Origin of the sequence: Photorhabdus sp. P32 (genome assembly GCF_038085095.1) — a bacterium.
In the GTDB taxonomy this organism is placed as follows: Bacteria; Pseudomonadota; Gammaproteobacteria; order Enterobacterales; family Enterobacteriaceae; genus Photorhabdus; species Photorhabdus luminescens.
Map to the genome: position 1 here is coordinate 56,313 of NZ_JAZGJN010000289.1, position 11,197 is coordinate 67,509.

The following is an 11,197-nucleotide window of genomic DNA, read 5'->3' on the forward strand; positions in this document are numbered from 1 at the left end:
CTTTCTCCGCGGATATTATGTTTCAAAACAACCCGCTGCTTGCACAGCTAAAACAGCAACTTCATTCCCAAACACTTCGAGTAGAAGGTTTGGTCAAAGGTACCGAAAAAGGATTCGGATTCTTAGAAGTCGATGGGCAAAAAAGTTATTTCATTCCTCCTCCACACATGAAAAAAGTTATGCATGGCGATCGAGTAACTGCCGCTATTCATACTGACAAAGAAAGAGAAATCGCCGAACCAGAAACCTTGATTGAACCATTTCTAAATCGTTTCGTCGGCCGTATCCAGAAAAAAGAAAATGATAACCGTTTATGGATCGTTCCTGATCACCCACTGCTAAGAGATGCTATCCCTTGCCGGCCAGCCAATCAGGTTACTCATCCATTTCAGCATGGCGATTGGGCCGTCGCTGAAATGCGCCATCACCCATTGAAAGGCAGTCGTGGGTTTCATGCGGAAATTACCGGCTATATCACTGAAAGCAACGATCACTACGCTCCTTGGTGGGTAACACTTTCTCGTCATAATCTGGAACGTGATGCTCCCGCTATGACTGCCGATTGCCAGATGAACGATGGCGATCTTGAGCGCATTGACTTAACGTCACTGGATTTTGTTACTATCGACAGTGCAACCACGGAAGATATGGACGATGCTTTACATATCGCTAAGCAAGATGATGGCAGCCTGAAACTCAGTATCGCCATCGCTGATCCAACCGCTTATATTGCGGCTGACAGCGAACTGGACCAAATCGCCCACCAACGCGCTTTCACTAACTACCTACCCGGTTTTAACATCCCCATGTTGCCGCGCGACCTGTCAGAGAATTTATGCTCTCTGCGCCCTAACGCCCGCCGCCCAGCATTGGTTTGTCAGGTTTCGATTCTGGAAGATGGTCAACTGGGCGATGATATTGCGTTTTTCTCTACCTGGGTTGAATCAAAAGCTAAATTGGTTTACGACGAAGTTTCTGACTGGCTGGAAGAAACAGGAATTTGGGAACCTGCCTCTGAAGCGATTAAGACCCAAATCACTCTCCTGAAAGAAATGAGTGATCGCCGTAACCAATGGCGCCACCAAAATGCGCTTATTTTCAAAGATCGCCCTGATTATCGCTTCATCCTTGATGATAATGGTTACGTACTGGATATCGTGGTGGAACAACGCCGTACAGCCAACCGTATTGTTGAAGAAGCAATGATCACTTCCAACCTGTGCGCCGCAAAAATACTACGCGATAAGCTAGGTTTTGGTATTTACAATGTCCATATGGGCTTTGAGCCGCTGCAAATTGAACAAGTGGTTGAATTACTGCAAGAAAATGGTATCGATGCCAACACAGAAGAATTGTTGACCTTAAACGGCTTCTGCAAATTACGCCGTGAATTGGATAAACAACCCACCCAATTCCTTGATAGTCGTATTCGTCGTTTTCAGACTTTCGCAGAAATTAAACCTGAACCAGGTCCTCATTTTGGTCTCGGTTTTGATGCTTACGCCACCTGGACATCACCGATCCGTAAATATAGCGACATGATTAACCATCGTTTACTGAAAGCGATTATTCAAAAAACGGGCGTGGAACAACCCTCAGAAGAAACCTGTTTGCAACTGGCTGAACGTCGCAGATTGAATCGTATGGCCGAACGTGATGTAGGAGATTGGCTGTATGCACGCTTCCTGCAACCACATGCAGGAACCGAGCAACGATTTACCGCAGAAATCATTGACATTACCCGTGGTGGTTTACGTGTCCGGCTGGTCGATAACGGTGCGGTGGCCTTTATACCGGCGCCATTCCTACATGCCGTGCGTGATGAACTGCAATGTAGCCAAGAGACCGGCACTGTGATTATCAAAGGTGAAGTCGCTTACCAATTGAACGACATTATTGATGTTCGTATTGAGGAAGTCAGAATGGAAACTCGTAATATTGTCGCCCGCCCTGCGGCCTGATCTTTCCCATTACACCTTTCTGCGTCAAACTACAGCTCAATCGCTGTAGTTTGATATTAAAAATTTGCAATCAAGGCGAATGATTACATTAACCTCAGCTTCGTTTAAAAATAGCGATATCACAATCCCGTCAATTCAAGCTCGGTTTTTTAGGTTGGAATGTATACCCGACATCTTTCAAGTTGCCTCTTTGTTGGCTGCACTCACTCACCCCGGTCACATCGTTATCTATGCTCCCGGGGATTCTTTCCTTTCAATTCCTTACCAACTGGAGCACCAAAATCCATTTTTTCATGAATATTTTCGGGTGTAATTCCAGCTAATAGTGCGTCAAGAGAATACGCTTTCGCTTTGACCGGAATAATGATAATTCGACCATCTTCAACAGCAATATCAACCGTATCATCAACATTTAGTGAAGCAGCTTGCATAATAGCGACCGGAAGACGTACAGAAGGGCTATTTCCCCATTTTTTCACGACGACTTGTACCATATTTAAATCCTCATAGTATCAACAATGAAGATACTCTGTCAGTGTTCATTTTAAGTATTAACTTTGTTGATACTGCACTTGCGAACCCTATCGGGGAGTGGGCAAAAAATAACCAATTTCATTTGCAGTTATTGTAAGCCCGTTACGATGAAATGCGAGCCGAAAAAGATAAATGCAAGCTCATTTACAGTTAATGTGAGCCGGAGGGCATTTTCATTTGCAATTAACTGTTGATGCCAGAGAGGGATAAATTGTTGGCAAAAATCATCGACACAGCAGTAAAGTTCTTCTAAATTAGGCATGCCTGAGGATCTCCACAATTTTGTTTTCTTTGACAAAAACTTTGATCGTGCCTCAGGCACTGAGTTCCCTTCTTAAGCAAACCTCAGGTTACATTACCTTCTATTTCTGCGCGAGGCGTCACTATATCGAACCAGAATGGGAAATTGTCCAACAGACCGATAAATTCATCAAACTTAGCTCGGTCTCCCGTAATCTTCACATTCTGTTTTTGCACCTCACTGTCAAATTCATCTTCCCCCAACTGAATTTTCTCCAGAACAGCTTTCGTCAGTGTCAAGGTAACATCGGCCTGTACCGCCTGCTTCTCAGTATAATTCAGCACACCATTTTCTACCGTCAGCGTGTAATGCTTATTGAGATCAGTGAAATTAACATTCATCACTAACTTCTTACCGGCAGCTTTAGGCCCGTTTAACCGTACCGCCAAATAATCAAATAACATTTCCGGCGACATAGCACGAATAGTATCCGGGCTGGCAATATTCAAGTTATCGGATTTTGGTACGCCATAACGCAGTTCCGCAGCGCCCTGCAAATAAGCCGACCGCCAGGAATTCGATTCAGACTGGTAACCTAACTGTTCATAGGCTTTAGCTAACAATTTTTTTCCTGCCACACTATCAGGATTAGCAAAAACAACATGTTTGAGCACTTGCGCCACCCAACGATATTCCCCTTTATTAAAATCAGCTTGGGCGCGTTTTATCACCGCTGCCTCGCCCCCCATATATTCCACATATTTAATCGCAGAAGGTTGAGGCGGCAGGTTATTTAAATCAGAGGGGTTGCCGCTGTACCACCCCATATAGAATTGATAAACCGCGCGGGCATTATGACGCAACGCGCCATGATAACCACGATTTGGAAAATAACTCGCCAGCTCTGATGGCAAGTTTATCATCTCGGAAATCTCCTCACCGGTGTAACCTTTATTCATCAGATTCACCGTCTGGTCGTGGATATATTTGTACAAATCACGTTGTTTTTTAAAGTAATCCACCACCCGCTCTTTGCCCCACATTGGCCAGTTATGGCTCTGGAATTTCACTTCAACCTGATCGCCGTACAAATCGATGGTCTGATTAATATATTTTGACCAAGCTAAAGCATTACGCACCTGAGCTCCACGCAGCGATAAAATATTGTGCATGGAATTAGTCGTATTTTCTGACATCCACATTGCCTTCCATTGCGGAAACCAAGTATTCATTTCTGAAGGAGCTTCCGTGCCAGGCGTCATCTGGAACACCATCTCAACACCATCAATCGTCACTTTTTCGCCGGTTACTTTGATAGTCTGTGTTGGTGGGATCAATGTTACCGTTCCAGTCGGTACTGTTGCACTTAAGCCAGAATTGACACTGCCTTGAGGATTACGGGGCAATAAGGTACCAAACATATAAACAACCCGACGGCTCATCGCATTACCGGCAATGACATTTTCACTGGCCGCATGTTCCATAAAACCTTCTGGCGCAAGGATCTGAACTTTACCTGCTTTAACATCATCCTCATTGACAATGCCGCGCACACCGCCGTAATGGTCAACATGAGAATGGCTATAAACTACCCCCACTACCGGCTTTTTACCCAGATTTTCGCTGACTAAATCATAGGCTGCTTTGGCTGTTTCCGCGGACGTAGCCGGATCTAAAACAATCCACCCGGTATTTCCCGCAATAAAAGTAACATTAGATATGTCATAACCGCGCACTTGATAAATGTGATCACTCACTTTATAGAGCCCATACTCCATATTAAGCTGCGCATTACGCCACAAGCTCGGATTAACGGTATCTGGAGCCGGCGTTTTATCGGTAATAAATTGACGATATTGGTCAAGATCCAATACCACCTTACCGTTAGCATCACGAATAATCAGAGAATCAGGTCTGGCAATCAGACCGCGTTTAGCATCATCAAAATCAGATTTATCGTTGAAAGGTAAAGTGGATGCCATTTCAGCATTAACTTGTTTGGTTATCGTAGTCGCCGGAAGAGAACGATCAGAGTGACTCAATGCTGGCAGAGTAAAAAGGGTAAACGACACTGCTGTTGAAATGGTGAGTAAGTATTTATAATTCATAAGATAATATTCCTTTAGCAATATTTAACTATCAAATCAAATATAACTTTATCCATAAAACCAAAACGATATGAATCATAGCTGAGTAACGATAGATAACGAGATCCTCATTTCCTGAACCCCCCATTATTAAAACTAAACTCCCTACTGGATTAAATCCAAAAAAACAATACATAATCATTTGTTAATAAATAATTTTATTAACAAATCATCATCATCTTCATGTCAAAAGTTATAACACAATATTTATTCACGCCTTGATAAAAAAATATAACAATATGATTGAGAAACAATTTCAATATTAATTGTTTTTATAACCAATATTCACACATATTAACAATTGATATTTAAAACTAACAAACGTTGGTTATAATTTACCGTGATCATTAATGTGATCTTAGATTCACCAAATAACGTTCCTATGTAAAAAGCTCCTATATAAATAGTAACCAAGGAAAAACAGGTTAGCGCGGTAGCTATTGTCTATCGCTAAATGCTAAGAGAAATATATACCTAATAGATTTCAAGTTGCAGCGCGGCGGCAAGTGAACGAATCCCCAGGAGCATAGATAATTATGTGACTGGGGTGAGCGAGTGCAGCCAACAAAGAGGCAACTTTTGGCAAGCGCTCGGCAATCGCCCTCGCCTTTCTTTATTATATTCCATTACCGCACCGGTAAAACTGCAAAACAATAAAGACGATATAAAACCAATTAGCCAAATTTCCGCATCTGTAGAGCAAAAATCAACTCTGGATAACTCATAAATAAACCAAGCTTTATTTGATAAATTATGTGCCGATTTAGATTTCAATTAAATAAAAAATACAACCATAACGAGAGGTTTATAAATGTTTAAAAATGATATTCGTGAAAAAGCAATTAAGAAATTGCATCCCAAAGATAAACCAGATATCACTCGATTAGACGGATTACACTTGGAACTTCCTGATAATAAATCGGAAATATCAACCTAAAAAATACCACCATATCAAAAGATTTTATATTTCACTATTGTGATATGCAAAATGCATTACATCTCAGTCATTTTCATAAGTTAAACATTAAGTGAAAGTGATAGTATGCCAAACAATAAATACAGTAAAAATACTAGACATTGAAAAAATAGATAAAAATAAAAAATCTCTCAATAAAATCAAACCAGCCTACTGGATATGACAAAGCTAACATAGAAAGAGAATTAATAGATCTGAATATTTCACCAAAGAGGAAATAAAACTGTCATATGCATTTGATATGCTAAATGAGTCTATGATGGAACTAAGTCAAACGTCATATACGTAAATTTAATGAAATACCCAAGGCGCATTTTAAGTTCTTTCTCAAAGAATGGGGGGATAAGGGGAGATTTAACACACCAGAAGTCAAAAACCAATTACACATTTTGAAACAAATAGTTAAAGAAAAAATCTAATCGCTATCTGATATAACCCGCTAAAATACATATAATTATTCTGTAGGACAAAATTATTGCGTTAGATATGATCACTAAGCATACTGTTTATTTCAAAAGCATTTCTTACTTAAAACTAATAGGTAGGTGATAACATGGAACATGAATATAAAGAAAGGCAAAAAAGACGCTCATCACAGCCAAAGAATGCGACTCATCATGAAAGCGATTCATTAGAATTAGAACTCAATACGGCGCCAAACAACAATGGCTCAGGTCATATCATGGATGGACATACTTCCGTAAATCATAATGAATTACCTGCTGACACTCAGCTATCTCAAATAGCTATGTTAGGTAGCCATGATGCAGGTACCTATGCTTACAGTAGAAAAAGAAATGGAATATTCAGTAGTTTAGGAGCGGCATTGCCCTTTGCATTTAAAACCCAAAATAAGAGTTTGAGAGAACAAGCAGAGGCGGGGACAAAATACTTCGATGTTCGTGTAGCGCGGAACAAAAATGGCTCATTTAGCTTTTTTCATGGCCCTAGTGTTGCGGCCGGGGATGCCATTGCCGATGTTAAGGAATTATTGAGTCATGCAACAGGAGATACCGATAATTTTTATCTCATCAAATTTGTATTTAAAGGAGAAGGTAAAAAGAAAAACACCGCTTCTGGAACGTCGGATTCAGATATATTTTTGTAGAATGTACTCGAAGGTCATCGTGATAATCTTATTACCCGTAATGATACGCCGAGTTTAAGCGAAGCAACGGTTGATTTATTGGGTAAAGGAAAAAACATCGGAATTATGGTGCATGGTTATGACGGAGCTGAGCCACATTGGGCCTACAAAGAACAAGTTCACACAAAGTGGGCTAATCGAGCGAACGCAGGAGGTACAGCCAAGTTCCTTAGTGAATTTCACGCAAACCCTGCACCTGAAGGTAAACTTAATGTTATGCAAACAAATATCCCAGTGGCTTCTATTGGACGTAGACAATTTACTTCAGGGGTAAAAAGTTACCTATCTAGAAATAATGCCGTTTTGGCTGATGCTGTTGAGAAGATCTCTCATGCGGGAATAATTAGTGCGGATTATATAGATGACACTCATAGTGCAACCTCAAGATTTATAGAGACGATTGAAGCACATAATCGACGCCTAATGAAGACAGACTAATAAGGTAAGAAAATTGAGTATGAAAAAAGCAGCCTGATATATTTTCTTCCCCGCTCTCTATGCAGAGCGGGATATAAAATAAAAGGAGGATGCGAATATTAATGGATTTAAAAGAAAATATTTACATAAAATGTAATTTTTTAACGAAGACAAATAATTTAATCGAAATGAATTTGAACAAAGATTAGATTTACCTCCAATTGAACAAAATAATCCGGCTCGCGATGTTTTAAAGCTGGAAAATAAATATTAAACATCGAAGAATTTCTTTAACGAAACCGGCAGAAATAAGCTATTCCGTGCAATACAAATGATAACCGCTAATAAACGGGGTTTTGAGGGTATATACGCGCTTAATTAAAGCTGAAATCCCATGACTGTTTTAGCATCAACTAGATAAAGGAACGCAATCGAAAAAGATTTTACCTTTTCACCGATTAGGACAAACATCAAATCAAGGAGCATAAGTAAAATGACATCCACCTTCGATCCGGCCGTATATACCGGCACGCCTACCGTCAATATATTGGATAACCGAGGATTGACCGTAAGGGAAATTGCTTTCTATCGTGCCGAAGCGGACGACGATACCGATATACTTATTACTCGCCATCAATATGATTCACGCGGAAATCTGGCTCAAAGCATTGACCCACGTTTATATGATTTGATGCAAACAAACAATACGGTACAACCTAACTTTCACTGGCAGTATGACCTGACAGGCACGGTACTACGCACGATAAGCGCCGATGCCGGGTGTACCGTGACGCTAAGGGATATTGAAACTCGCCCGGTTTTTAATGTAAATGCAATAAGCACAGTGCAAACCTGGCAGTATGAAAATAATTCATTACCTGGCCGCTTGCTAGCAGTCAGCGAGCAATCCGTTGATGAAGAAATACCACAAGTTATCGAACGTTTTATTTGGGCCAGTAATTCCCCGGCAGAAAAAAATCTTAATCTGGCCGGTCAATATATGCGTCACTATGACACCGCAGGTCTGAATCAATACAATAGTTTTTCTCTGACCGGTGTACCCCAATCCCAATCACGACAACTGCTCAATGACGATCAAATACCGGACTGGAGCGGTGATAACAGGTCAGACTGGCAGAGCAAATTGGAAAATAAGATTTACACCACAACAAGTATCACCGATGCTACCGGAGCACCCCTGAAACAAATCGATGCCAAAGGAAATACGCAGCGTCTAGCGTACAATGTCGCCGGGCAACTACAAGGTCGTTGGTTAACGATCCAAGGGCAACCAGAACAGACAATAGTTAGTTCCCTCTCTTATTCAGCCGCAGGCCAAAAACTACGTGAAGAGCATGGCAACGGCATCATCACCAAATACTCTTATGAACCTGAGACCCAGAGATTAATCAATATTTCTACTCAACGTTCCAAAAAATATCTCCTTAATGAGAAATTATTACAATCTTTACGCTATGTGTATGACCCAGTAGGCAATGTGGTGAATATTCGCAATAGTGCAGAAGAAACCCGTTTCTGGCGCAATCAGAAAGTGTCCCCTCAAAACACCTATATCTATGATTCTCTGTATCAACTTATCGAATCTACTGGTCGTGAGATGGCGAACATCGGTCAGCAGAACAGCCGGCTTCCCAACCCTATCGTTCCCCTGCCCTCTGATGACAATACCTATACCAAATACATTCGTACCTACCGTTATGACCGAGGTCACAATTTGACGCAAATCCAACATAATGCCCCGGCAACTCGCAATATTTATACGACAGAAATCACCGTATCTCACCGCAGCAATCGAGCCATACTGAGTAAACACGGCGTGATGCCAGATGATGTCGATTTACAGTTTGATGCCGGCGGGCATCAGATGTCCCTACGAACAGGACAAAACTTTCATTGGAACCAGAGAGGCGAACTACAACAAGTCATTACGATCAACCGTGGCGATAATAATAGCGCAACGGATAAGGAATGGTACCGCTACAACGCAGACGCAATGCGGGTGCTGAAAGTGAGCGAACAGCAGACGAATAATAGTACGCAACAACGGCGGGTTGTTTATCTACTTGGACTAGAACTACAGGAAACAAAATCAGGCTCTGAGATCATCGAAAGCCTACAAGTCATTACCATTGGGCAAGCCGGTCAGGCACAAGTTCGGGTACTACACTGGGAAGCCATGAAGCCCAATGACATCAACAGAGATCAAATACGCTACAGTTATGACAATCTGATTGGCAGCAGCATGATGGAACTGGATGCCAAAGGTAAAATTATCAGCCAGGAAGAGTATTATCCTTACGGAGGCACAGCAATATGGACAGCCAAAAACCAAACTGAAGCCAGCTATAAAACCATCAGGTATTCAGGTAAAGAGCGAGACAAAACCGGGCTGTATTACTACCAATATCGTTACTATCAGCCGTGGATGGGAAGATGGTTAAGCGCCGATCCTGCGGGAACCGTAGACGGGTTGAACCTATACCGAATGGTCAAAAATAACCCGCTTCGTTTTCAAGATGAGTCTGGCGCCAATGCCCACGATAAAGCTCAAGCTACTTTTAAACAAGGTAAAAAAACAGCCATTAAACAACTCAAAATAGCCAGCAACTTTTTGAAAGAGAGCAAAAATGATGAAAGCGCTCTTGAAATCTACAGGATATTTTTCGGTAGTCATCAGGAGGCTGCTCAACTACCGCAATGGAAAAAACGTATTGACAGCGTTATTCATGGATTAGATAAGCTGAAAACCACAAAAAATATTAATTATCAACAGGATAAATCAGGTTCATCCAGTACCGTTGCCGACTTGGATGTTAATGAATATGAACAACGGTCAAAAGGCGATAAGAGCATTTATCTCAATGTGTATACTGATGCGCTGAAAAGAGTCTATGAAGATCCGCTATTAGGACGTGAACATGTTGCACATATTGCAATTCATGAGCTCTCACATGGCGTATTGCAGACCCAAGATCATAAATATATTGGCGTCCTTTCCAGCCCTGGCTCACACGATTTAACCGATTTACTCTATATTCTTATGCCACCGGCAAATGAGCAGGAACGAACAGAGAAACAACGTCGAGCTGCTGGCGCCAGAAAAGCGCTGGAAAATGCCGATTCATTTACCCTATCAGCACGATATTTGTACTATACCGCACAAGATCCAAATTTCTTATTATCCCTTCGCAAGGAATACAAAGAGTTCAATAGCAAAAAAATTGATCGACTGATTATCAAGCCCCCTGAATGGACTAAGAAGTAGTAAAGAAGAATAAATTACCATTAATCAAGTATACCCGTCATCTTCCAAGTTGCCTCTTTGTTGGCTGCACTCGCTCACCCCGGTCACATAGTTATCTATGCTCCCGGGGATTCGTTCCTTTGCCGTCGCGATGCATCTTGAAATCCATAGGGTATATAAAAATAGTACGTTATAAAAAAATCTCTGGCGAATATTGTCAGGGATTTTTTAATTTCAATAATCAAAAAATAACATCACAACTCAAGTGTTGCCGCCGTTCAGGCGGCGCCTGTTTTTCTCGATCTTGAAGCTACCGTTGCAAAAACAATCACATTAATTGAATCAGCAGCCAAACATGTGATTATGAAACAGGACTATTGCTGTGACAGCGAAGTCTGTATTGAAAAAGAGAGCATCTGTGAGCCATCAGAAAAAATGCCTACAGCAATTAATACCAATATTAAATAATAACGGATAAAATTAATATAAAATTTTATTTTAAATTTTGC

The 11,197-nt window shown here is 41.2% G+C and carries 8 protein-coding genes and 2 pseudogenes; 7 read left to right on the top strand and 3 right to left on the bottom strand.

All coding sequences use genetic code 11. The features are described from left to right. The first annotated feature begins 17 nt into the window (after positions 1-17). Entirely contained in the window at positions 18-1,961 is a 1,944-nt protein-coding gene (locus V2H77_RS19700) for an exoribonuclease II (protein ID WP_341500166.1), read from the top strand. A 224-nt stretch (positions 1,962-2,185) separates the two neighbouring features. Here V2H77_RS19700 and V2H77_RS19705 read toward each other — a convergent pair whose 3' ends face one another. The 3 genes from V2H77_RS19705 to V2H77_RS19715 all read right to left on the bottom strand — a co-directional run bounded on the left by V2H77_RS19705 (position 2,186) and on the right by V2H77_RS19715 (position 4,844). Then, positions 2,186-2,455, bottom strand: coding sequence for an AbrB/MazE/SpoVT family DNA-binding domain-containing protein (locus V2H77_RS19705; RefSeq protein WP_341500167.1), 270 nt, complete (start codon positions 2,453-2,455; stop codon positions 2,186-2,188). Positions 2,456-2,583: 128 nt separating this feature from the next. Continuing rightward, a complete protein-coding gene (locus tag V2H77_RS19710; protein WP_341500168.1) occupies positions 2,584-2,757 on the bottom strand; it encodes a hypothetical protein in 174 nt (57 codons plus the stop codon). Positions 2,758-2,840: 83 nt separating this feature from the next. Beyond that, positions 2,841-4,844 (bottom strand): alkyl/aryl-sulfatase, encoded by a 2,004-nt coding sequence (locus V2H77_RS19715; protein ID WP_341500169.1) that lies wholly within the window; start codon positions 4,842-4,844, stop codon positions 2,841-2,843. Between the two features lie 610 nt (positions 4,845-5,454). On the opposite strand from V2H77_RS19715, the pseudogene V2H77_RS19720 reads away from it, so the two are divergent. The 6 genes and pseudogenes from V2H77_RS19720 to V2H77_RS19745 all read left to right on the top strand — a co-directional run. Continuing rightward, positions 5,455-5,607: pseudogene (locus tag V2H77_RS19720) on the top strand (DUF4255 domain-containing protein); the annotation flags it as partial. Between the two features lie 87 nt (positions 5,608-5,694). Further along, positions 5,695-5,820 (top strand): hypothetical protein, encoded by a 126-nt coding sequence (locus V2H77_RS19725; protein ID WP_341500170.1) that lies wholly within the window; start codon positions 5,695-5,697, stop codon positions 5,818-5,820. 311 nt (positions 5,821-6,131) lie between these two features. Then, a pseudogene (locus V2H77_RS19730) lies at positions 6,132-6,278 on the top strand (IS1595 family transposase); the annotation flags it as partial. 134 nt (positions 6,279-6,412) lie between these two features. Continuing rightward, positions 6,413-6,967: a hypothetical protein gene (locus V2H77_RS19735; protein WP_341500171.1), complete on the top strand. Its 555-nt coding sequence runs from the start codon at positions 6,413-6,415 to the stop codon at positions 6,965-6,967. Positions 6,968-7,045: 78 nt separating this feature from the next. Then, positions 7,046-7,444, top strand: coding sequence for a hypothetical protein (locus V2H77_RS19740; RefSeq protein WP_341500172.1), 399 nt, complete (start codon positions 7,046-7,048; stop codon positions 7,442-7,444). A gap of 472 nt (positions 7,445-7,916) precedes the next feature. Beyond that, the gene (locus tag V2H77_RS19745; RefSeq protein WP_341500173.1) at positions 7,917-10,709 is read left to right on the top strand and encodes an RHS repeat-associated core domain-containing protein; all 2,793 of its coding nucleotides are present in this window, start codon (positions 7,917-7,919) and stop codon (positions 10,707-10,709) included. The last annotated feature ends 488 nt before the right edge of the window (positions 10,710-11,197 follow it).